This window comes from Ammoniphilus soli, from assembly GCF_040813775.1.
Genome location: NZ_JBEGDL010000014.1, coordinates 34,034 through 57,540 on the forward strand (window position 1 = coordinate 34,034; position 23,507 = coordinate 57,540).

The window sequence follows — 23,507 nt, forward strand, 5'->3', positions numbered from 1 at the left end:
GAGGCAAGACGGCAAGAAGGGGGACAGCATTATGAAGAAACCTAAAAAACCTGGTGACAACATCAGCTTAAAAACAAAAAAAAATGAATCCCCTAATATTATAGAGTGGATTAACTGTCAGACAAACCTAATGGATTCCATTCGTTATCTGATCGAAAATGAAGTGTCTGTTAATGGGATTCGCAATTTACAAAACCATATCCCATCCGAGAGAGTGATGCCATCTGTTCCAGCATCTATTCCTGCTAGAAAGGCAGATGTAATGGTTTCATTCAGTAATAAAGAGATAGCGGCAACGGTGGAAAAACCAGCAAGAGTATCCAAAATTGAATTACCCGTTTCTAATCAGAAAATCACAAGCAAGCCCGTGGCCGATGATCTAATTGATGATGATGATATTGAATCCTGGCTTTAACTTTATGTGATGAAAAAGGAATGCTAAGTAATGCTTGTTATTATTGTGTGTTAGCCAAGGTGAGTACTGAAAATCAAAAGTGTAGAGAATCGAGTTGATTTCTCTACACTTTTTTTGTGCTAGGAAGAAGGCTGACCTAACTCTTTTACTAATTCTACTGATCTTTTCACGTCTAAATAACCTGCTCCATAAACATTCTTGTCCCGATCTCCCCAAGGTTTTGCTCCTAACCTCAATTTTTCCTTCACCTGATCTGGAGATAAATTCGGATTCAATTCCAGAAGTTGAGCTACAACGCCGGCACAAATGGGTGTAGCCATGGATGTACCCGAGAGTTCAAAGTAAAGCTCTTCTACTCTGCTGGATTTTTGAAGCTTATCGAGATAAGAATTCGGGGCTCTTAATGAAATAATATTGAGGCCTGGGGCTAAAATATCAGGTTTAGGAAAGTTATCGAAGCGCGTTGGACCTCTGCTAGAGAAGCTTGCTACTTCATCATCATAATCATCTTCACTTGACGGGATAGTATCCTTGTCATCCATTGCTCCTACAGTAATGACAACCGGGCTGTTGCCTGGGCTTGAAATAGTCTGCGGATCATCCCCCGAGTTTCCGGCTGCTACACAAACGACGATTCCCTCGCTCCAGGCCTTTTCAACGATTTGCACCATAGGATCATCTTTGGCTGGACGGTCTGGTGTGCTACCCAGCGACATGGAAATGATGTCAATCGTATAGGTCCTCTTAGGGTTTTTATTATTATCAATGCACCATTGAACGCCGTTCATAACGGTAGAAAGGGACCCGGAACCCAGCTTATCCAAAACCTTAACCCCAACTAATTTGGCGGAAGGAGCCGGACCGGCATATTTCCCTGCAGCTGCGGCATCGCCAGCACAGTGGGTTCCATGGCCATTGTCATCATATGCAGTGTCATTTGACCCTACGAGATCAACGAAATCGATAATTCGTTCTCCTAGATCTTCATGCGGGTGAATTCCAGTATCTATAATGGCTATGGTAATCCCTTTTCCTGTAAGTGGCTCACCAGCTTGATTTACAACTTCAGCATGATCAGCCAAAATGGAGGGTTTAGCGACGTTGAGTAGAGCACGAACTTCACGATCCATATGGATCTTGCGAATATGCCCGCAATTATCGAGCAGATCCTCCAATCCACGAGGGGTCAGGTGAGCTGAACAGCAGTTAACGCTTGAGAAGTGCTGTTTCATTTTACAATTGGCATACTTATTGGAAACCTTCTGAAGGCTTGATAGCCCTTCCTCAAAGCACTCGTGATTTTCAAATTCTACAATGACGGGAAAAGACCGTAGGCTCTTTAGTGTGTTTTCAAACATTCCATGAAGAAAACAAGGGGTCCATCGGAACGGTCGGTATAAGTTCATCAGGTTTTGCCGCAGGGTAAAATCCATTTTCTTGCTATGGCGCCGGACCATTTGAATCATGGAAAAACCAAACATCTACCATCTCCCTTTCTTCTTTTCTATGAAAAGAGGTTTGTACTCATTTCTATGAAAAGATGAATACAGAGGTAACGGTATTTGTCTATTAATCTATGAAAATAGGTTTAAAATTTGGCAGGCAAAAACAATTGAAAGAGGCAGGGGTACCCATGCCCCTTGATTAATCCTCATAATATCTAAAATCCTCTTCCCGATGATACCGAAAGGCATTCTCTACTTCGTCTAGAAAATCGTCAATGCTCTGGCGCGGTTGGCGGTGATAGCCATACCTCCATTTCTGGTTGTTCTCATCAACGACATAGGCATGGTAGCCTGAAATATCTTCGCCTTCAATGCGATCATAATAATCCATGAGCTCAACTTTAAATTTCATGTATATGCCTCCAACCAATAAAAATTTAAGTAGTCCTATACTTTCCCAGTCAGCCTTCCTTCTATTCTTCAAAAGATATGGTTAGTGCATATTCCTGTTTTTTGGATGAGGTAAGGAAATGATGTAAAATGAAAAAGATCATAATGAAAAAATGGTGATGTGTCAGTGGAATGGACCGGAGAACGGATTATCCCTAAGTTGCTTAAGCCGACCAATGGCATGCTCTTAGAGCATATAGCGAGATATTATTTTGCTACGCCATACATTTATGGTCGGGTGTTAGATATTGCTTGCGGAACAGGATATGGCTGTCATATGGTGGCTAAGGAGCGGAAACGCGAAATTACAGAAGTTATCGGTGTAGATATTGATGAAGAAACTCTATATTACGCAAATCGGGAGTACAACCATCAGAAGGTGACTTACGTCAAAGGAGATGTGTTAGATCCTCATCTCCCGGGGCAGCTTGGTGAATTTGATGTGATTTTGAGCTTTGAAACGATTGAGCATGTGAAAGAGGATCAGATCTTTATGGATCATCTGTATCAGATGCTAAAGCCGGGGGGAACTCTTGTCTTATCCAGTCCTTTTGGAAGAGGCAGAGGAATGCCGACGAATGAGCCCTATCATTTTCATCAGTTTACGCCTGAGGAGTTTGAAGATCTATTTACCCGTTTTTCTGATGTGGAAATTTATTATCAGCGAGGCGTTACATTTGAGAAACCTAGGGATGGCGTACGTTACTTTATTGGCATGGCTGTTTGTAAGAAATGAAAAATGGGGTGTTTGAATTGCCAGGATTTCTAGATTTAGGTATACGACAAAGGATAACTGAAATACTTCAGTCCAATGGTCTTCATCAGCCGACTCCCGTGCAAGAGAAGGTAATACCCGTCTTGCTCGAAGGAAAGGATGCCATCGCACAGGCTCAAACAGGCACGGGAAAGACAATGGCTTTCGTGCTTCCTGTATTGGAAAGGATCAATCCGGAGCTATCCCAGGTGCAAGCCTTGATTCTCACCCCGACACGAGAATTAGCTCTTCAGGTCACGACTGAAGTAAAAAAAATGACTTCAGGTTTACATGATATTCAAGTGTTAGCAGTATACGGGGGACAAGACGTAGATCAACAAATTCACAAGCTGGAAGGAGCAACACACATTGTGATTGCTACCCCTGGCAGATTATTAGATCACATGCGCAGGGGGACTATCCAGCTTTCCGATGTTTCCATGCTGGTCCTTGATGAAGCTGACCAAATGCTGCATCTGGGTTTCTTAACAGAGGTAGAAGAGATCATTAAAGCAACTTCTCCCGATAGGCAAACCATGCTTTTTTCGGCGACCATGCCAAAACCGATCCGTGATTTGGCTGCTCAATACATGAACCATCCCCAAGATATTCGCATAAAGAAAACTCAAATCACCTTGGAGCAAATTAAACAGGTTGTGATTGAGACGACCGATCGGGCCAAGCAGGCTACACTGAAGCAGATTATTGATCAGTATCGTCCGTACTTGGCAGTTATCTTTTGCCGTACGAAACGAAGGGCAAGCAAATTAAATGAGGCCTTGCAAGGATTTGGCTATGCTTCAGACGAACTTCACGGTGACCTCTCTCAAGCGAAACGAGAAGAGGTGATGGAACGTTTTAGACAAGCTGAAATTCAGCTTTTAGTCGCGACGGATGTGGCTGCACGAGGGCTGGATGTAGAAGGAGTGACACTAGTCGTTAACTATGATATCCCTATTGATGTAGAGAGCTATATACACCGGATTGGGAGAACGGGGCGCGCTGGAGGAAAAGGGCTAGCTCTTACCCTAGTGGCTCCCAAAGACCGTGGATACTTGGATATGATCGAAAAAGGGATAAGACAAACGTTAAAACGAAAGGTGATTGAACAGCCTCAGGTGAATCAGAAATCATTCGATCAGAAAAATCATTCGAGGTCTGCTCTGGCATCAAAAAGGAAAAGAGGCCGTTAGGTAGGAGATCTCTGGAATTGAAAATGTCTTTACAATGGTCCCTTCTTCTCTGCTTCTGTTGGCTAAAATAAAAGGTGTTCGATGATGTTACGCAACTATGTGGATTTATTTTACAATGCATAGCTATATTGACTTTTTTATGATATAAATACAAGTAACTGTCAGTAAATCGGAAGGATTGATTAGATTTAGAAAGGTAGGAGTCGTATGGAGAATAAACAAGGTTCCTCTAATTTTATTAAGAATATTGTAATTGAGGATCTGCAAAACGATAAATATGATCAAATCATTACACGCTTTCCTCCAGAGCCTAACGGTTATTTACATATTGGACATGCCAAATCCATCGTGCTGAATTTTGAATTGGCGGATGAGTTTAAGGGAAAGACTAATCTTCGTTTTGATGATACCAACCCATTAAAAGAAGACCAGGAATTTGTGGATTCAATCAAAGAAGACGTGTCTTGGCTTGGATATGAGTGGGACGGGCTCTTTTTTGCTTCCGATTATTTTGAAGAAATGTACAATCGTGCCGTGCTCTTAATTAAGAAGGGGAAGGCCTATGTTGACGATCTTTCGGCAGAGGAGATCCGTTCCTACCGCGGAACGTTAACACAGCCGGGGAAGGAAAGCCCTTTCCGCAACCGTAGTGTAGAAGAGAACTTGGATTTATTTGAAAGAATGCGCAAGGGTGAGTTTAAAGACGGGGAAAAGGTCCTTCGTGCCAAGATTGATATGTCCTCTCCTAATATCAACCTCAGAGATCCGGTGTTATATCGTATTGCTCATACGACCCATCATAATACAGGGGATCAATGGTGTATTTACCCGATGTATGATTTTGCCCATCCTTTGGAGGATGCTATTGAAGGTGTGACCCATTCCATTTGTACCCTGGAGTTTGAGGACCACCGTCCATTATATAACTGGGTTATTGAAGAGTGCGAAACAGAGAGCAAGCCTAAGCAAATTGAGTTTGCGAGATTGAATTTAACCAATACGGTGATGAGCAAACGAAAGCTGAAGCAGCTGGTCGATGAAAAGGTTGTTGATGGATGGGATGATCCGCGCATGCCAACCATTTCCGGTTTAAGGAGAAAGGGATATACGCCCGAAGCGATTCGTAACTTTTGCCTGGAAATTGGAGTAGCCAGAAGCTTCAGTGTGGTCGATGAGCAAATGCTTGAGCATTTTATTCGTGAAGATTTGAAGCTGAAAGCCTTGAGAACGATGGGCGTAATTCGTCCGTTAAAGGTTGTTATTACAAACTATCCGGAAGATCAGGTGGAGATGCTGGACGCGGAGAATAATCCGGAAAACCCTGACATGGGCCATCGCCAGATTCCATTTTCCAGAGAAATTTATATTGAGCAGGATGATTTTATGGAAGAGCCTCCAAAAGGATACTTCCGTCTTTTTCCGGGGAATGAAGTCCGCTTGAAGCATGCTTATTTCATTAAGTGCAATGAAGTGATTAAGGATGATCAAGGCCAAATTTTGGAGATCCGTTGCACCTACGATCCGGAGACTAAGAGCGGCAGCGGTTTTACCGGAAGAAAGGTAAAAGGTACAATCCATTGGGTAGAGGCGAAGCATGCCATTCCTGCAGAATTCAGGTTATATGAGCCGTTGATCCAAGATGATAAGCAGGAAGAGGGGAATACCTTCCTCGATCATATTAATCCGAATTCATTAGAGGTGTTGGAGGGATTTGTGGAATCTAACATGTCTGATGCGAAAGCCCAGGATAAGTTTCAATTTTTCCGCCATGGTTACTTTAATGTAGATCCAAAATACACTACGGCAGAAAAACTAGTCTTTAACCGCATTGTTTCTTTGAAAAGTTCGTTTAAGATGGGGAAGTAAAATAGGTTAATAATAAAAAGGAGTGTCTTATGGACATTCCTTTTTTGGCAGAGAGGGTGGCTAGCATGGCAAACGTTTATGACCAACGAATCAAACGGGTTCTTTCCTATTTGGGAGAACAGAAGCTAGATGCAGTGATGATTACTTCGCCGATTAACATTTACTATTTAACAGGATTTTTTTCTGATCCCCATGAAAGATTTATGGCCCTTGTTTTTGATGGGCAAAAAGGACTTGTTCAACTTTTTGTCCCTTCTCTCGATTTGGAGAGCGCTGCAGTGGCCACAGGAGTGGATGGGATTATTCCGGTTGCGGATACGGATCAGCCTTACTTGATCTTGAAGGATTGGGTAGGTCGTTCCATTGCAAGACTTGGTTTAGAAAAGAGAAAGGTGAGCTTATTCCAGGCAGATCACTTGAAGGATAGCTTTCCGGATGCTGCTTTAGTAGATGTGGAAGAGTTCGTAATGGAGATGCGCTTGATTAAGTCTCCAGAAGACATACAAATTGTGCGCCGAGCAATTGAGATAGCAGAAAAAGTATTACATCATGGGGCTTCCAAAGTGTTACCTGGCATTACTGAGGTGGAAATTGCTGCAGAGATGGAGTACCAAATGAAGGTGTTAGGGGCGGAGCGCCCTGCGTTTACTACCACGGTATTATCTGGCCCGCAATCCGCCCTTCCACACGGACGACCTGGACAAAGGAAGATCCAGACGGGGGATTTCCTATTATTTGATTTAGGCGTGTTTATTGGTGGCTATTGCTCGGATATTACCCGAACGTTTGTGGTAGGAGAAGCGACAGAAGAGCAGAAAAAGATTTATGAAGCGGTCCGAGCGGGGAACCAAAGAGGGATTGAAGCGGTTGAGGCAGGGAAGCCGATCGGACAAGTGGACCGAGCAGCCAGGACGCACATTGAATCGGCTGGATATGGACCATACTTTATTCATCGGGTGGGTCATGGACTAGGGTTGGATGTTCATGAAGCCCCTTCGATTCATGCTCAGAATGAAACGGTTATGAAGACTGGGTTTTTGTTTACGATTGAACCTGGTGTGTATGTTCCTGGTGTTGGTGGAGTGCGGATAGAAGACAATGTCTTTATAGGAGAAGATGGAAAAGCGGAAGTCTTGACGAGTTATCCAAAGGAATTAGTGGAATTATAGAAGGGGATATAGAAAATTTTAGTATTAAGCATAACCTAAAGTGAACTTCTATGGTAATCTAAAATTTGTATAATAGATCTAAAATTCACTTCACGGAAGGCGGAAAATCAAATGTCAAAACAGCAAATCGGGGTCATCGGTCTCGCTGTCATGGGTAAGAACTTGGCACTCAATATTGAGAGCCGCGGGTTCACTGTTTCAGTTTATAACCGTTCATCAGAAAAGACCGAGGAAATTTTGCGGGAGGCAGAGGGAAAGAATCTCGTCGGGACCTACTCTATCGAAGAATTCGTAGAATCGCTGGAAACTCCTCGAAAAATATTAATCATGGTCAAAGCGGGCAAACCAACAGATGATACGATCGAGCAGCTAATGCCGCTGTTGGATAAAGGCGATATCTTGATCGATGGCGGAAATGCCTACTTTCCGGATACCTTGCGCAGGAATAAAGAGTTGGAAGCTCAAGGCATCCGTTTTATTGGAGCAGGGGTTTCCGGCGGAGAAGAAGGGGCGCTTAAAGGGCCAGCCATCATGCCGGGTGGACAAGAGGATGCCTACAGGCTGGTTGAGTCCATCCTAACCGCGATTTCGGCAAAAGTTGGGGATGACCCTTGTTGTACTTATATTGGTCCCGATGGGGCAGGGCATTACGTAAAGATGGTACATAACGGTATAGAATACGGAGATATGCAATTGATTTGTGAGGCTTACCACCTCTTGAAGCATACGCTTAATTTGAGTGCTCAAGAATTCCATGAAGTGTTTGCAGAGTGGAATAAAGGCGAGCTTGACAGCTACCTTATCGAAATAACAGCAGACATCTTTACCAAGATGGACCCGGAAACGGGAAAACCTATGGTGGATCTGATCCTGGATACAGCAGGACAAAAAGGAACAGGAAAATGGACCAGCCAAAGTTCGCTCGATTTGGGCGTTCCCTTATCGATCATTACCGAATCGGTCTTCGCCCGTTTTCTCTCGGCTATGAAGGAAGAGCGGGTATCGGCCAGCAAGATCTTGCGAGGACCTGCATCTCCTGGTATGTCGATCGACCGGGATGAATTTATTGAAGCTGTTCGAAAAGCGCTTTATGCTAGTAAGATTTGCTCTTACGCCCAAGGCTTCGCACAGATGAGAGCGGCATCGGAAGAATACAATTGGAACCTGAACTACGGCAACATCGCTATGATCTTTAGAGGAGGCTGCATTATCCGAGCCCAGTTCCTGCAAAATATCAAAAATGCCTATGACCGTAATCCAGAGGTTAAGAATTTACTTCTTGATCCTTATTTCCAGGATATTGTGGAGACCTATCAGGATGCATGGAGACAAGTCGTCAGCGTCGCGATTGCCCATGGCGTACCGGTTCCTGCCTTTACAAGTGCCTTAGCCTATTTTGACAGTTACCGGACAGAAACATTGCCGGCCAATCTGCTTCAAGCTCAGCGGGATTACTTCGGAGCCCATACGTACCAGCGTATTGATAAAGAAGGAACCTTCCATACACAGTGGACGAAATAATTCAGACAAAGAAGGCTATGAGTGAATAACTTATAGCCTTCTTTGATAATCCGCGATCTTCCAAAAAGAATCTTTTAAAGCGTTATATACCCCTTGATAAATTGAAAATAATTCTTGGTAGGTTTGATGATTGTGGAAATCCGGAGTATATCTCCTTCCTATAGAAAAATGATCCTGATAGGCATCGAGCCGGTCGATTTTTCCCAGTGCATGCATGACAAGAACACCAGCTCCCCAGCTCGAGCTTTGATGGCTCTCGGGAATGATAACCTCTGTATCAAATACATCTGCAAGGATTTGACACCACAGGGGAGATTGCACAAACCCTCCTGAAGCACGCACACTGTGAAATTCCCCCGCTAATTCTTTTAGTGCGATTCCCACACTATATACACTAAAAATAACCCCTTCCATCGCTGCTCGAGCAAAATGGGCCCTTTGGTGATGCAGGGACATGCCGAAGAAACAACCTCGGGCATCTGCATTCCATATCGGTGCCCGTTCTCCAGACAAGAAGGGGAGACATAATAATCCAGCGCTTCCAGGTCCTGCGAGCTCGGCTTCTGAGGTCAATTGCTCGTAAGAACTTCCTTGAGCAAGCTGATCACGGAACCAGCGCATCATAATTCCGCCATTATTTGTTGGCCCTCCGATGACCCAATGGTCATCGGCCAGAGCATAACAAAAGGTGCGTTGTGAAGGATCCGTGAGTGGGGTCGGAACCACGGTCCGTATTGCTCCGCTTGTCCCAATCGTAATGGCGACATCCCCCTTCTTTATGGCTCCGATACCAAGATTGGCTAGACAGCCATCACTTCCTCCTATAACGAAAGGCAGATCGTTAGGAATGCCCATAGCTTGAGCATACCGTAAATCTATCCCGTGGAGGATGTGTGTCGTAGGGACAAGGTCTGGAAGTTGATCGCGTTGAAGTCCTAGAAGATCGAGTACATCTTGATCATAGTCCAATTGTTCCAAGTTAAACATGCCTGTCGCAGAGGCAACGGAGTAATCGGTCACATATTCGCCAAACCAGCGAAAGAGCAGATATTCCTTAATGGAAATAAACTTTTGGGCTTGGGCAAATAAGCTTGGCTGCTCTTCCTTAAACCACAATAGCTTGCATAAGGGAGACATGGGGTGGATCGGAGTGCCTGTTCTAAGGTAAATATCCTTTCCATTATTCATGCGTAAATGTTCCGCTTGATGGTGACTCCGATTATCTGCCCAAATAATCGTTCGAGTCAGTGGCTTATCGTCTTTATCCACCAGAAGAAGCGAGTGCATAGCTGAACTGATTCCCAAACCCAAGAAATGATTTGCTTTTGATTTCTCAACGGCCATCCGAACCGCCTCTTGGGCACCCAATAGGATTACATCTGGATCCTGTTCTGCCCAGGATGGATAAGGAGTAAGAATAGGGTACTCCACACCGTGCTCACTGATGACTTTCCCTTGCAAATCAAATACTACGGCTTTAGAACTTGTTGTTCCAATATCTAATCCTATGAGATGCATCCTCATACTCTCCTAAATTCCTATTTGTAATGCTGCATGATTTCATTATCCCCGACCATTCCACTAGATAGCCACAATTTTACTAAGATCCCTGTTTAGGTTGAGTCATTCATTCTTTTCCTTACATGTAAATCCTTTTCAGGGGCAAGCTATGCTTATCACTTTTGAATAATTTATCAAAAAGGAGGTACCGTACCAAATATGAGAAAATTAGTGACTAGCTTTCTGCTTACATCCATCATGTCGATGACCCTGATCGGGTGTGGCGGAGGAGGTCAAACAGCCGAACCCCCAGCCGGTCAGCCTGGAGAGGCCGCTCCTGCTGAACCAGGAAAATCTCGTATTATTCGTGCAGGAATCGGACTGAATGATCAGCATCCGCAATATAAAGGACTTCTTAAATTTAAAGAAATCGTAGAGAAAGAAACCAACGGGGCGATCACGGTAGAAACCTATCATAGCGGTCAATTGGGCGATGATCGTACGATGATGGAGGCCTTGCAATTAGGTACGCAAGAAATGACCTGTCCTTCGACGGCACCTATTGCCAACTTTGTTCCGGATTTTTCTGTTTATGATATTCCTTTCTTATTTCCAAACGAAGAGGTAGTAGATAAAGTGCTGCTGGAAAGCGAGATCGCCCAGCAGTTATTGGACAAGCTGCCTGCCCAGGGCATGATCGGATTAACCTATTGGGAAAATGGATTCCGCAACCTGACCAATAACAAGCGTGCTGTGGCTTCTGCAGCTGATTTTAAAGATTTAAAAATTAGAACGATGGAAAACCAATTGCACCTAGCTGCTTTTAAAGCTTTAGGGGCAAATCCGACTCCAATGGCCTTTAGTGAGCTTTTTACAGCCATGCAGCAGGGAACAGTAGACGGACAAGAGAACCCGACAGCTACGATTTATCTGCAAAAGTTTCAGGAAGTTCAAAAGCATATGTCGACGACACAGCATATCTATAGCCCATTCGTACTTTTATTAAGTAAGAAATTCTGGGATGAATCTACTCCAGAACAGCAAGAAATTATGAAACGCGCCGCCTTAGAGGCTGGAAAAGAAGAACGCCGGTTGAACCGTGAAGCGAATGCAGCATACCTAGAGGAATTAAAGAAAGCAGGTATGACGGTAACGGAAGTAACAGATGAGGCCCGTGCGGAAATGAAGGGTATCACAGATACGGTATTGGATGAATTTGCGGATAAGATCGGAAGAGAGACCATCGATAAAGTGAGAGCTGCGATTGATGAAGCAAGCAAATAGTGTGTTGCACAAGGAGGGGAACAGTACGGCATACCGTCTGTTTCCCGCTTCTCTATGAAGGGAGGAAGTAAAGATGTCCCTGCTAAAAAAAATTGATCGCAATTTTGAAGAATCCCTTTGCGTGATTATATTTATCGCAATGGTTATTCTGACGTTCCTGCAGGTTCTTTCCCGATTTGTATTCAACCTTTCTTTAGGATGGACGGAGGAAGTATCGCGATTTCTGTTCATTTGGCTGGTCTATCTTTCAGCTGCGATGGGCACCAAGCATAGGAGTCATATCCGTGTAGAATTAATTGACCAATTCTTGCCTAGAAGCATTGCCAAATGGGCTGGATTGGTATCTGACTTGCTCTGGATCGGCTATGCATTAGTTGTTGCTTATCTGGGCTGGGGGGTAGCTCAAATGATTATGGGGCATGGGCAACTTTCGCCGGCTGTTCAACTGCCTATGGGACTAATTTATTTAATTATCCCATTGGGTTATGTATTGATAGCCTTTCGGGTCGTTCAAGGCATTGCTGCCCGTTTCCGCGGGGAAGATGAATTGACAGACGAGGAAAAATTACGCAAGGCCATTGAGGAGGGATAAAACATGTCAGCACCTGTTATTCTTGGCCTCACACTAATAGGGAGTTTGTTGCTAGGTGTACCCATTGCCTTTTCCATTGGAATTGCTACCTTGGTTACGTTATGGGCTGGAGGAATCCCTGCCGCGTTTATCGCGCAACAATCGTTTACGGCGATGGATTCCTTTCCTTTAATGGCTGTTCCTTATTTTATCTTAGCTGGTGCACTCATGGAAACCGGTGGATTATCAAAAAGGATCATTAATGTCGCTCAAGAGATGATGGGAAATGTCACGGGCGGATTTGGTATTGTAACCATTTTGGCTTGTATGCTATTTGCCGCCATTTCCGGATCCAGTCCGGCAACGGTTGCGGCAATAGGGTCCATTATGATACCAGCGATGGTACAAAGAGGGTACAGCAAAGACTTTGCAGCTGCCGTAGCGGGTTCAGGCGGCGGCTTAGGGATTATCATTCCTCCATCCATTCCTATGATCATCTATGGCATTGTGGCTGGTGTATCTATCGGAGATATGTTTTTAGCCGGGTTTGTTCCAGGGTTTTTACTGGCACTTCTCATGATGATTTATATTTATTGGACAGCTAAAAAACGAGGGTATAAAGGAACAGGCCAAAAGTTTGATTTGGGACGGTTCTTTCGGGCGGTTTGGGATGCAAAATGGGCTTTGTTTGCGCCGGTTCTCATCCTAGGGGGGATCTATTCTGGAATTTTTACTCCGACGGAGTCGGCCGTAATCGCCGTTGTGTATGGATTCGTCATCGGTTTGTTTGTTTATCGCGAGCTTTCTTGGAAGCAAATACCTAAAACACTTATTTCTTCCGCAATGATTACAGGGACGGTTATGGTCATTATGGGGACAGCTACCGCATTCGGCAAACTAGTTACGATGTACCAGATACCTAATATGCTGGCAGAAGGAATCATGGGGATTTCTAACAATAAATATGTTATTCTCGTATTGGTCAGCATTTTGGTTCTTTTCGTAGGAACTTTTATGGAGACGTTATCGATTGTCATCATTTTAGCGCCGTTGTTCTTGCCTGTACTGATCCGGCTTGGAGTGGATCCGATTCACTTTGGGATATTGTTAGTGGTGGGGGCGGAAATTGGAATGATGACGCCGCCTTTAGGCGTCAATCTATTTGTTGCTTCCGGTATTTCCGGATTATCGATGGAACGGGTGGCGAAAGCGATATTCCCCTTTGTCCTAGCCTTAGTTTTTGGATTATTTATCCTTCTGTTTATCCCTTGGCTGTCTTTAGTCATTCCAAATCTTTTTTAACTGCGGAGGTCCTGATGAAGGTCATAAAAACGGTCGTCAATCTTTCGGAAGATCATACAATTATCGAGTTAAGCCAAATTCTGGCGCAATTCGAGTCTGTGGTGATCATCAAGAAGAACGAGGGAGCTTTCTATAAGGAAGCCAATTTGCGAAGCGTCTTAGGGTTAATTAGTTTGCGGCTGCAAAATGGGGATAACATCACCATTGAAGGCACCGGAAAGGATGAAGAGGCTGCAGTAGAAGCCGTTGCGCGGTTTATAAGCGGAGGAGCATAGAAGAATCATGGAAAAGTTACAGTCCTTACTCGCAGGTATTACCCAGTCCCGAAGGCTTCTTCAGGCCGTTTTAAGCAATGTGAGAAAGAAGGAGCCCGATGGGATTCAAAAAGTTGTGGTAAAACCAGTTGAAATTAAAGGGGAATTTTTTTATCAGTTTAGCTTGTATTATGAGAAGAAGGTTCTTCATGAGAATGTAAGCAGCGAGGAAACGGAACAAAAGCTGCAAGAGCTGTTTTCGGAGACATTTAAGCATGGCATGATCCATACAGCGGAAGCGGATTATCAAGTGCTCATCAGTAAAAAGTTTAAAGTGACCATCTTAAAGAAGCCCGCCTCGATTAAAAAAGTAGAGCTTAGTCACAACCGAAAGAAAAACTATTTACTGGAAGAGGGAACTCAGATTCCTTTTTTAGTTGAGCTAGGGGTAATGAATGCCGAAGGAAAAGTGTTAGCCAAAAAGTATGATAAGTTCAGGCAGATTAATCGCTTTTTGGAGATGATCCGTGATATTGTACCGCATCTGAATAAGCAAAGAAGGCTAACAATCCTGGATTTTGGCTGCGGGAAATCTTACTTGACGTTTGCCATGTACCATTACTTGCGTGAAATCGAGGGCTTGGATTTGCAGGTCGTGGGTCTGGATCTTAAAGAAGATGTAATCTGCCATTGCAATGAATTGGTGGAAAAGCTGAAATACGAAAACCTGAGATTTTTAGTGGGGGATATTGCTGAATACAGCGAAGTAGAGCAGGTCGATATGGTTGTTACCTTGCATGCTTGCGATACAGCCACCGATGCGGCTCTGGAAAAAGCCGTTCGCTGGGGAGCTGACGTCATTTTATCTGTTCCTTGCTGCCAGCATGAAATGTTTGGTCAAGTAGAAAACGAAATACTTGATCCGATGTTGAAGCATGGGATCATCAAAGAAAGATTCTCTGCTTTAGCGACCGATTCCGTTAGAGCTACGCTATTGGAGTTGATGGGCTATAAAACGCAAATTCTTGAATTCATTGATCTGGAGCATACTCCGAAAAACCTTTTAATTCGCGCGGTAAAAGGTAAAGCGGCTGATGCAGGTTCAATAGCTGCAAGCTATCTAGAGTTCAAGCGCTTCTTACAGGTGACTCCGTATCTAGAGAAGGCACTTGAGGATAAATTAGAGCCCATCCTTTCTAGCTGCAATCCGATAAAAAAGAACCTATGAAAACGGTTCTTTTTTTCTCCATATAATTGACAACGATTATCATTACCTGCTATTATAAAGATAACGAAAATCGTTCTCAATAATAATAGGAGGATATACAGATGTCACTCATGATTGTAGGTGCAGACCACTTAGGGAATATTGAGGAGAAGCTATCGGAGATTGGGTTTCGAGATATTCACCACATTACGGGAAGAAAACCTCAAGAAGTAAAAAAGGACATACCTGAAAAAATAAACCTAATCTTAGTTCTTACCGATTATGTAAATCATAACTTATCTAAAGTCATTAAACAGAAAGCTAAAGACCAATGTCTCCCGATTTGTTTTGCGAAGCGGTCCTGGAGCAGTATCCATCAAGTGCTAAGTGAACAAAAGCAATCGAGCTACATATCGTGATGATCAAGTAATGCTACATCTTGCATTACTTTTTTCTTGTTTATCCTCATCTTGTATATCCATGATCGGCGATTTTGGGTAGAATAGGGATATAACGGATAAAAGGGGAAAACAAACAAGTCTATGTCTATTCGCAAATATCTTCTACCTTTACTTTTTGGTGCAGCTTCAGTAATCATGATTCTTCATGGTATTCCTTTAGTATTAGCGCTGCTTACAGCGATTCTGCTTGAGCCTGTCGTTCAACTGCTGATTCGTATGTTCGGTATGAAGCGCATGCCCTCCGTCACGATTACATATCTGTTATTTTTGGTGTCCTTTGGAATAGGATCCTATTGGTTGTCCACTCTGTTGATTGTGCAAAGTGTGGAACTGGCCCATTCCCTGCCGATGCTTTCGACACAGTTATTCGAAACCCTGGAAAAATATATTATCGTTTGGGAAAAGTATTACGCACTATTACCGGTTGAGACGGTCTCAACCATACAGCAAGTTTTAAATTCATTAAAGAATTCAGCCATGGTGGCTGCCTCCACGATCACGAGATGGGTTTTTGGGATTGTTGCGGCTTTGCCTGAGCTATTGTTAATTTCCATTGTGTATTTAATTAGCTTGTTTCTCATTAGCTTTGACCTTCCGGCCTTGCGAAGCGGATTTATGAAGTTATTTACCCCATCTGCAAAGCAGAAAGTCGATATCGTATTAAACCAATTATCAAGAGCCTTAGTTGGGTTTCTTGGAGCACAAATCATTTTAAGTGTAATGACATATATTTTGGCTTTAATTGGATTGCTGATTATAGATGTAAAGTATGCATTTCTCATTGCCTTCATCATCATCGTGGTCGATATTCTGCCGATTCTAGGTACAGGTTCCTTTCTCGTTCCTTGGGCTGCTTACCAATACTTTATAGCGGATGATCACTATACGGCAATTGGCTTGGTTATCCTTTTTCTTGTCATTACCGTTGTCCGTAGAATTGTCGAACCAAAGATTCTTGGTGAGAGTTTAGGAATTAGCGCCCTAGCCGCCTTAGCGAGCCTTTATATCGGTTTTCAGCTTTTCGGGTTTGTCGGTTTCATCTTGGGACCAGCTATTGTTATTATTGTTGAAGCTTTATTAAAGGCAGGGTTCTTAAAAATTAAATTGGATTTTTGAGTCATTTCATAGAAGGAGAGTATCCGATGCTTTATTTAATTACTCAGTTTGATTTGATCGATCTTGAAAAGAAGGAATATGCCCAGCAAGTATCCTCCTTTCATGAAAAGCTGCTTGAGGAAGGCTGTCGATTGCTTATTCATAGCGATCGCCTAGAGTCTTTTGTATATAGCATTGAGGAAGACAAGGAAGATAGTCTTCGCAAGCTGTGTAAAGCATTTGCTCAATATTCTAAACAGGTGGCCCAGGCAGATTTTCTGTTTGACTTGTTCACACGGGAAGAAATAGAGGAAAGCGGTTATTTTGAAAAGGAATTTATTGAAGCTCTGACCCAGGCGGAGGAACGATAGAAGGGAGGACACTAGTGTCTGACTAGTAACGATAATGGAACGACAGAAGGTTATCCTCATCTTAACGATCTTATTTACCCTACTAATTGCATTGTTTTCCTACTTGACTTGGATGGAAAGGCAAGTATGACAGACGTGTAGGTTTAAAAATAGGGGGAGAAGATCATAATAATAAACATCTCCTTTTTCTTGTTCTCCCCCTAATTCCCGTTAACTTGAAGGTTAGCGGGATTTTTTTCGTTTACGGTTAAAATTCCCGTTCTTCCCCATACCCCAGCACGACGACTTCCGTTTTATCATAGTCTTTAAGTAATTCTCTGAGATCCTCATCTTTTCCTATCATGTTGGCAACGACTGGGAAGGCTCCGAGCAATCCCTCTAGAACTTCAGGTCTAGGGGTTGTTTCTTTGCTAGGGAAGGTATGGCTTGGAATCACGTATTGGACATCAAGAAGATTCTTTACGACATAGGCAGCTTCTTTTGGACCCATAGTAAAATGACCGGAAGCAGCAAGGATGGAAATAGTCGGCTGATAAAAATCTTGAATCAGCTTCATATCCATGGTCATGGTTGTATCTCCGGAATGGTAAAGGGTGTGATCGTTTTCAAAATCGAAAATATAGCCTGCTGCAGTTCCTGCATAGATGGGTGTACCTTCCGTCTCACCAATGGAAGAGGTATGTACAGCGGGAACCATGCTTACCTTGACATCCTCTAATTCGACAGTTCCTCCCAAGTTAATGGGCAGGATGTTGGAGAAGCCTTTTTGCATCAGGATGAGGGCAAGCTCGTATTGAGCAACTACGAGCACTTCTGGGTTAGCTTCTTTTAATTGGGCTAAACCGCTCGTGTGGTCAAAATGGCCATGGGTGAGAAACACCCCATGAATGTTCTTTAGAAATTCAGGAGTTAGGTATTCTTGCGGACATCCAGGGTTCATTTCAAAGAAAGGATCAATTAAGTAGTTTTTTTCATGCTTACTTGAAAGTCTATACATTGCGTGTCCTAATCTCAAAACCTTCATGGGAATCCCTCCTCAATAAATAAGAGAGCAGAAATGCTCCTCTATCTAGTTCTAGACGACTTCTAAAAAACCTCCAAACCTTAAATACATTATTAATAAACTAAAAAAGGGATTAACTGTCATCTTCAACTGATTAAAGCGTTAGTACATATTTGCGAAACTCCTTTAATGTACATATTTGCGCAATTTACATTATTTAAACTATACTAACGTTAGATTCGATTGTTATTTTATGTATATACATTTTAGGAGGTTCTATATATGAAAGAGCAAGCGTTAATGGATCAACATTCTCAAGATTTTTTCCCGGTGCATGATGTTGACTACGTGGAATTCTATGTTGGCAATGCGAAGCAGGCAGCCCACTACTATGCTACAGCGTTTGGATTTAAGCCAATTGCCTATTCCGGATTAGAAACAGGAGAAAGAAGTAAAGTTTCATATGTACTGGAGCAAAATAAAATTCGCTTCGTGATTAGCGGAACATTGAGTTCTAGCCACCCGATTGCTGACTTTGTGCTAAAGCATGGCGATGGCGTAAAGGATGTAGCACTGCGTGTAGATGATGTGGAGAAGGCATATAAAGAAGCGATTTCCCGCGGTGCTATCGGAATTTTGGAACCGCATACATTGTCCGATGAACAGGGCACGGTGAAAAAAGCAGTAATTGGGACGTACGGGGATACGATCCATACCTTGATCGAGCGCAAAGGCTATAAGGGATTATTTATGCCTGGATTCCAAGCGATTGATACGGCAGCCCCTTACCAACCGACGGGCCTTGTCGGAATTGATCATGTTGTAGGAAATGTAGAGGAAATGGAAGAGTGGGTAGCTTACTATGAAAAAGTAATGGGCTTCAAAGCCATGATCCACTTTGATGATGAAGACATTAGTACAGAGTACTCTGCTTTAATGTCTAAAGTTATGACTAATGGAGCAAGAATTAAGTTCCCGATCAATGAGCCGGCAGAAGGTAAAAGGAAGTCGCAAATTCAAGAATACCTTGAGTACTACAATGGGGCAGGCGTACAGCACTTAGCGCTATTAACGAATGATATCGTAAAGACGGTAACCTCTTTGCGCGCTAATGGAGTAGAGTTCCTTGACACACCAGATAACTATTATGACCGATTAAACGAACGGGTTGGAAAGATAGATGAAGATGTGGAAAGGCTCCGCGAGCTTAAGATTCTAGTGGACCGTGATGATGAGGGATATTTGCTTCAGATTTTCACTAAGCCGATTGTGGATCGGCCGACACTGTTTATAGAAATTATCCAACGTAAGGGCGCAAGAGGTTTTGGAGAAGGAAATTTCAAAGCTCTCTTTGAATCTATTGAACGGGAACAAGAACGGAGAGGAAATCTCTAGGAGGATATGGATATGAATTTAATGGATAAGATTCCAACGAGGAAAGAGATTGAATCCCTGGGTGTCTATGTTCCAGGAAAACCTATAGAAGAAGTCAAACGAGAATTTGGTCTCGATCGGATTTATAAATTGGCCTCTAACGAAAACCCTTTCGGGTTTTCGGATTTGGCCAAGGAAGCCATGATCCGGGAAATCAGCCAAACTCATACGTATCCCGAAGGCACTGCCCCGATGCTAGGCGAGAAGATTGCTAACCATTTAGGTGTCCCAAAGGAAATGGTCATCATCGGAAACGGCTCTGATGAACTCATTCGCCTCCTTTCGCGCAGCTATATACGACCTGGAGACGAAATCATCATGGCTGATGTAACCTTTCCCCGCTATGAAACCAATGTAAGGATTGAGGGGGGAACGGTCGTGAGTGTCCCATTGATAGAGGGGGTACACGATCTGACAGGGATGCTGGAGGCCATAACAGATCAAACCAGAATGATTTTTGTCTGCAACCCGAATAATCCAACAGGAACGATTGTAGGTAGAGAGGCATTGGAACAGTTTATTCAAAAGGTGCCTCCGCATATCTTGTTGATCATTGATGAGGCTTATTATGAATATGTAACAGATGTAGATTACCTGCAAACGCTTCCGCTGTTGCCGCAACATCCTAACATGGTTATTCTGCGAACCTTCTCCAAGATTTATGGTCTCGCAGCCCTGAGAGTTGGGTATGGAATTATGCATCCATCCATTGTAGCGGAATTAATCAAGGTCAAAGAGCCTTTTAATACGAACCGAATTGCACAAGCCGCAGCTTGGGCTGCACTTGATGATGCGGATTTTATAGAGAGTTGTAAGCAGAAGAATGCAGAAGGAAGAAAATACTTAGAGGAAGAAGCATCGAAACGCGGATTCTCTTCTTACCCATCTCAAGGGAATTTTATTATGATCCAATTAGACCGGCCGGGGGATGAAGTGTTTCTAGCTTTGCTAAAGAAGGGAATCATCGTGCGATCTGGAGGCGCACTGGGGTATCCGAATACGATTCGTGTGTCAGTGGGAACTCCTGAAGAGAATCTAGCATTTGTTAAAGCGTTTGAGGAAGTCATAGATTCATAGTTTTTGATAAAGGATGGTGGGCTGTTATGAATATTGAGCCGAGTACACTTGCGTGGAAGGACGCCTATAAATTGCTTATAGGGTCTGTTCTTCCAAGGCCTATCGCCTTTGTTTCTACTGTGAGTAAAACGGGTCAGGCCAATTTAGCTCCTTTTAGCTTTTTTACAGGAATTTGCGTCGATCCATTTTTGGTATGCTTTGCCCCTATGCGCAAAGGAACAGACGGGAATAAAAAGGATACGCTTACAAATGTTGAAGAAACAAAGGAATTCGTCATTAACATCGTAGGGGAAAAAATCGCCAGTCAAATGAACGACTGTGCGGTGGAATATCCTCCAGAAACAGATGAATTCGAACAAGTTCAACTAACCAAGGCTCCGAGCCAGATTGTCTTGCCTCCTCGGGTAGCAGAGAGTGATGTACAGCTAGAGTGCGTTTTGCGGGAGGTTCTTCACTTTGGAGATCAGCCGGGTGCGGGAAGCTTAGTGATTGGGCAGGTCGTCATGGTTCACGTTCGTGATGAGCTGTACAATGACGGAAAAATTGATACGGAGCTGCTCCAACCGATCGGCCGTTTAGCTGGTCAGTCTTATACAAGAGCAGCAGCTGATACATTCGTACTTGAGAGAAGGACAACAGTAAACAAACCCTAAAGTGTTACTTAGTAATGCTTGGGGTTACTTGTTGCCTAAAGAATGAGGGGAGGGGTTTTACATGACTTTTTATAAACAGATGGGGAACATTCCTCGAAAGCGGCATGTTCAATTTCCCAAGGAGGATGGTTCCTTGTATCGGGAGCAGGTCATGGGAACAAAGGGTTTTTCAGGCATCCAATCGATTCTCTATCATCACCATATGCCCACTGCAGTGGCCAAGGCAGAGCTCTTAGGGGAATATGGGCCTCAATATGAGGAGCAAGGGGCACTTTGCCATCGCCATTTTCGAACAGCAATGCATCAAGAAGAAGGGGATGCCGTAAGCGGAAGAGAGTATGTATTGGGTAATGAGGATTTGCTTATCGGCGTTGTGAATCCAACAAAACCTATGGACTATTTCTATCGCAACGGAGATGGAGATGAGTTATTATTTGTTCATAAAGGAACAGGGAAAGTGGAAACCATGTATGGGACTTTATCGTATCGTCCGGGAGACTACATTGTGATGCCCATTGGGACGATCCATCGGTTCTTGCCGGATGAAGGAGAGTCCAGGTTTCTGGTCGTAGAAACGAACAGTTGGATTACGACTCCTAAGCGTTATCGCAATGCTCACGGGCAATTGCTTGAGCATAGTCCTTTCTGTGAAAGGGATATACGCGTTCCGGAAGAGTTGGTTACTCATACGGAAGCTGGGGAGTTTGAAGTGAGGACCAAATCGAGAGGGTTTATCCATCGACACATATTGGAGCATCATCCCCTGGATGTTGTGGGGTGGGATGGCTACTTATACCCTTGGATTTTTAACGTGGAGGATTTTGAGCCCATTACCGGCCGCATTCACCTGCCGCCGCCGATCCATCAGACGTTCGAAGGGAATAACTTTGTGATTTGCTCTTTCGTGCCCCGACTCTACGATTACCATCCGGAAGCGATTCCGGCCCCTTACTATCACAGTAACGTGGATAGCGATGAAGTATTGTATTATGTTAGAGGCAACTTCATGAGCAGGAAAGGGATTGAAGAAGCTTCCATTACCCTTCATCCATTAGGGATCCCGCATGGTCCTCATCCTGGGAAAATTGAGGCGAGTATTGGCAAGAAGGAAACGCTCGAGCTTGCCGTGATGATTGATACGTTCAGACCGCTGAAGGTGGTAAGGAAGACTCAAATCTATGAGGACCAGTCTTATATGTATAGTTGGTTAGAGAAAAAATAGAGCTAAACATAATCAAAAAAATTTAATAATAAATTATTATCTTGACCTAGGAAAAATTGTAATTATACTAAAAAACATGGGTCGTAATATTTGCGTCATAGGCAGTGACAGAAAATATTACGGCCAGACGTTTCCGACCCATACTTTGGAGAAAGAATTTGGAAGCGTATACATTAACGCATTAAAGGGGGCAAGTAAGAATGAAGAAGATTTTTGTACCCATTGTTTGCAGCTTAATGATGCTGCTTACCGCATGTGGCGGTGGATCATCTACCACAACTCAACCGGCAGAGCAAGCGAAGCCGAGTGAGACGGCTCCAGCTGAAAAGAGCACAGAAAAGAAGACAATTAAAATTGGGATTACCCAGATTGTCGAACACCCTTCGTTGGATGCTGCAAGAGAAGGCTTTCTAGCAGGTCTTAAGGATGGCGGCTATGTGGAAGGCGATAACCTGCAGGTTGATGTTCAAATTGCCCAAGGGGATATGAACAACAACACCACGATTGCCCAGAAGTTTGCAGCTGATAAAGTCGATTTGATCCTTGCCGTATCGACGCCAAGTGCCCAAACAGCAGCCCAGGCCACCTCGGATATTCCGATTTTCTTCACGGCAATTACTGATCCGCTTGGAGCCAAATTGGTCGATTCTTTAGAAAGTCCAGGAAAGAATGTAACCGGTACTTCAGATACCCATCCTGAAGCGATATCCAATACGATCAAGACAATTAAAGAGTTTTTCCCGGATGCAAAGAACGTAGGGGTAATTTACAACTCTGGTGAACAAAACTCTGTGGTCAATGTAGAAAATGCAAAGAAGGCAATGGGAGAGGCTGGGCTGACTGCGGTTGAAGCTACCGCTTCCAACAGCTCTGAAGTCAAGCAAGCGGTTGAATCTCTTGTGGGACGCGTAGATGTAATTTATGTACCGAAAGACAATACGGCGGTTTCCGCACTAGAATCGATTACGCTTGTAGCGAATCAAAATAAGATTCCTATGTTTGTCGGAGAGATGGATTCCGTGAAGCGTGGCGGATTTGCCGGGTTTGGTTTTGAATACTACGACTTAGGCTATACCACAGCAAAGATGGCTATGGAAGTATTGAACGGAAGCAAGAAGGCAGGGGAAATTCCAGTAGGATTCCCGGAAGAGTTAAACTTGGTTATCAATAAGAAAGCTGCCGAGGCTCAAGGCGTGACCTTGACTGAAGCCATGACTAGCAAGGCTATAATGGTCGGCGAATAAAAAGAGAAGGGAAGTG

The 23,507-nt window shown here is 43.6% G+C and carries 22 protein-coding genes and 1 pseudogene; 19 read left to right on the forward strand and 4 right to left on the reverse strand.

Translation table 11 applies throughout. From position 1 onward, the window contains the following. The first annotated feature begins 31 nt into the window (after positions 1–31). Entirely contained in the window at positions 32–415 is a 384-nt protein-coding gene (locus tag ABLT31_RS23295) for a hypothetical protein (protein ID WP_367756236.1), read from the forward strand. A 119-nt stretch (positions 416–534) separates the two neighbouring features. Here the strand turns inward: ABLT31_RS23295 and ABLT31_RS23300 are convergent, their stop codons facing one another. Together ABLT31_RS23300 and ABLT31_RS23305 are read right to left on the reverse strand one after the other, a co-directional pair. After that, positions 535–1,896, reverse strand: a complete 1,362-nt coding sequence (locus ABLT31_RS23300) for a S8 family peptidase (RefSeq protein ID WP_367756238.1) — start codon at positions 1,894–1,896, stop codon at positions 535–537. A 163-nt stretch (positions 1,897–2,059) separates the two neighbouring features. Next, a complete protein-coding gene (locus ABLT31_RS23305) occupies positions 2,060–2,272 on the reverse strand; it encodes a hypothetical protein (RefSeq protein WP_367756240.1) in 213 nt (70 codons plus the stop codon). Between the two features lie 219 nt (positions 2,273–2,491). On the opposite strand from ABLT31_RS23305, the gene ABLT31_RS23310 reads away from it, so the two are divergent. The 5 genes and pseudogenes from ABLT31_RS23310 to gndA all read left to right on the forward strand — a co-directional run bounded on the left by ABLT31_RS23310 (position 2,492) and on the right by gndA (position 8,813). Continuing rightward, positions 2,492–3,046 carry a class I SAM-dependent methyltransferase gene (locus ABLT31_RS23310; RefSeq protein WP_367756437.1) on the forward strand — a complete coding sequence of 185 codons (555 nt, stop codon included), beginning with the start codon at positions 2,492–2,494 and terminating at the stop codon, positions 3,044–3,046. After that, a pseudogene (locus ABLT31_RS23315) lies at positions 3,043–4,254 on the forward strand (DEAD/DEAH box helicase); the annotation flags it as partial. The gene ABLT31_RS23310 and the pseudogene ABLT31_RS23315, both read left to right, overlap by 4 nt. Positions 4,255–4,464: 210 nt before the next feature. Then, positions 4,465–6,123, forward strand: coding sequence for a glutamine--tRNA ligase/YqeY domain fusion protein (locus ABLT31_RS23320; protein ID WP_367756242.1), 1,659 nt, complete (start codon positions 4,465–4,467; stop codon positions 6,121–6,123). A gap of 29 nt (positions 6,124–6,152) precedes the next feature. Then, positions 6,153–7,292: a M24 family metallopeptidase gene (locus tag ABLT31_RS23325; protein WP_367756244.1), complete on the forward strand. Its 1,140-nt coding sequence runs from the start codon at positions 6,153–6,155 to the stop codon at positions 7,290–7,292. A 111-nt stretch (positions 7,293–7,403) separates the two neighbouring features. Next, positions 7,404–8,813, forward strand: coding sequence for an NADP-dependent phosphogluconate dehydrogenase (gene gndA / locus ABLT31_RS23330; RefSeq protein WP_367756246.1), 1,410 nt, complete (start codon positions 7,404–7,406; stop codon positions 8,811–8,813). Between the two features lie 30 nt (positions 8,814–8,843). Here gndA and ABLT31_RS23335 read toward each other — a convergent pair whose 3' ends face one another. Next, positions 8,844–10,331 (reverse strand): gluconokinase, encoded by a 1,488-nt coding sequence (locus tag ABLT31_RS23335; RefSeq protein ID WP_462976526.1) that lies wholly within the window; start codon positions 10,329–10,331, stop codon positions 8,844–8,846. 201 nt (positions 10,332–10,532) lie between these two features. On the opposite strand from ABLT31_RS23335, the gene ABLT31_RS23340 reads away from it, so the two are divergent. The 8 genes from ABLT31_RS23340 (at position 10,533) to ABLT31_RS23375 (ending at position 16,858) form a co-directional block, all read left to right on the forward strand. Beyond that, positions 10,533–11,597, forward strand: a complete 1,065-nt coding sequence (locus ABLT31_RS23340) for a TRAP transporter substrate-binding protein (protein ID WP_367756250.1) — start codon at positions 10,533–10,535, stop codon at positions 11,595–11,597. Positions 11,598–11,670: 73 nt separating this feature from the next. After that, complete coding sequence (locus ABLT31_RS23345; protein WP_367756252.1) at positions 11,671–12,189, forward strand: TRAP transporter small permease; 519 nt, start codon at positions 11,671–11,673, stop codon at positions 12,187–12,189. A 3-nt stretch (positions 12,190–12,192) separates the two neighbouring features. Further along, positions 12,193–13,470 (forward strand): TRAP transporter large permease, encoded by a 1,278-nt coding sequence (locus ABLT31_RS23350; protein ID WP_367756254.1) that lies wholly within the window; start codon positions 12,193–12,195, stop codon positions 13,468–13,470. Positions 13,471–13,484: 14 nt separating this feature from the next. After that, complete coding sequence (locus ABLT31_RS23355) at positions 13,485–13,745, forward strand: HPr family phosphocarrier protein (RefSeq protein ID WP_367756256.1); 261 nt, start codon at positions 13,485–13,487, stop codon at positions 13,743–13,745. A gap of 7 nt (positions 13,746–13,752) precedes the next feature. Continuing rightward, positions 13,753–14,952 (forward strand): class I SAM-dependent methyltransferase, encoded by a 1,200-nt coding sequence (locus ABLT31_RS23360; protein WP_367756258.1) that lies wholly within the window; start codon positions 13,753–13,755, stop codon positions 14,950–14,952. Positions 14,953–15,053: 101 nt separating this feature from the next. Further along, a complete protein-coding gene (locus ABLT31_RS23365; protein ID WP_367756260.1) occupies positions 15,054–15,350 on the forward strand; it encodes a DUF2325 domain-containing protein in 297 nt (98 codons plus the stop codon). A gap of 123 nt (positions 15,351–15,473) precedes the next feature. Continuing rightward, positions 15,474–16,508: a sporulation integral membrane protein YtvI gene (gene ytvI / locus ABLT31_RS23370; RefSeq protein WP_367756262.1), complete on the forward strand. Its 1,035-nt coding sequence runs from the start codon at positions 15,474–15,476 to the stop codon at positions 16,506–16,508. A gap of 26 nt (positions 16,509–16,534) precedes the next feature. After that, positions 16,535–16,858 (forward strand): hypothetical protein, encoded by a 324-nt coding sequence (locus ABLT31_RS23375; protein ID WP_367756264.1) that lies wholly within the window; start codon positions 16,535–16,537, stop codon positions 16,856–16,858. A 247-nt stretch (positions 16,859–17,105) separates the two neighbouring features. Here ABLT31_RS23375 and ABLT31_RS23380 read toward each other — a convergent pair whose 3' ends face one another. Next, positions 17,106–17,882 (reverse strand): metal-dependent hydrolase, encoded by a 777-nt coding sequence (locus ABLT31_RS23380; RefSeq protein WP_367756266.1) that lies wholly within the window; start codon positions 17,880–17,882, stop codon positions 17,106–17,108. Positions 17,883–18,143: 261 nt separating this feature from the next. Between ABLT31_RS23380 and hppD the strand changes: the two genes are divergently transcribed. The 5 genes from hppD to ABLT31_RS23405 all read left to right on the forward strand — a co-directional run bounded on the left by hppD (position 18,144) and on the right by ABLT31_RS23405 (position 23,491). Continuing rightward, the gene (hppD, locus tag ABLT31_RS23385; protein WP_367756268.1) at positions 18,144–19,256 is read left to right on the forward strand and encodes a 4-hydroxyphenylpyruvate dioxygenase; all 1,113 of its coding nucleotides are present in this window, start codon (positions 18,144–18,146) and stop codon (positions 19,254–19,256) included. A gap of 12 nt (positions 19,257–19,268) precedes the next feature. Continuing rightward, positions 19,269–20,372 carry a histidinol-phosphate transaminase gene (gene hisC / locus ABLT31_RS23390; RefSeq protein WP_367756270.1) on the forward strand — a complete coding sequence of 368 codons (1,104 nt, stop codon included), beginning with the start codon at positions 19,269–19,271 and terminating at the stop codon, positions 20,370–20,372. Positions 20,373–20,398: 26 nt separating this feature from the next. Beyond that, complete coding sequence (locus tag ABLT31_RS23395; RefSeq protein ID WP_367756272.1) at positions 20,399–21,025, forward strand: flavin reductase family protein; 627 nt, start codon at positions 20,399–20,401, stop codon at positions 21,023–21,025. Positions 21,026–21,086: 61 nt separating this feature from the next. Beyond that, positions 21,087–22,247 (forward strand): homogentisate 1,2-dioxygenase, encoded by a 1,161-nt coding sequence (locus ABLT31_RS23400; protein WP_367756274.1) that lies wholly within the window; start codon positions 21,087–21,089, stop codon positions 22,245–22,247. A 200-nt stretch (positions 22,248–22,447) separates the two neighbouring features. Next, on the forward strand, positions 22,448–23,491 hold the full coding sequence (locus tag ABLT31_RS23405) for an ABC transporter substrate-binding protein (RefSeq protein ID WP_367756276.1): 1,044 nt from the start codon (positions 22,448–22,450) through the stop codon (positions 23,489–23,491). Positions 23,492–23,507: the final 16 nt, after the last annotated feature.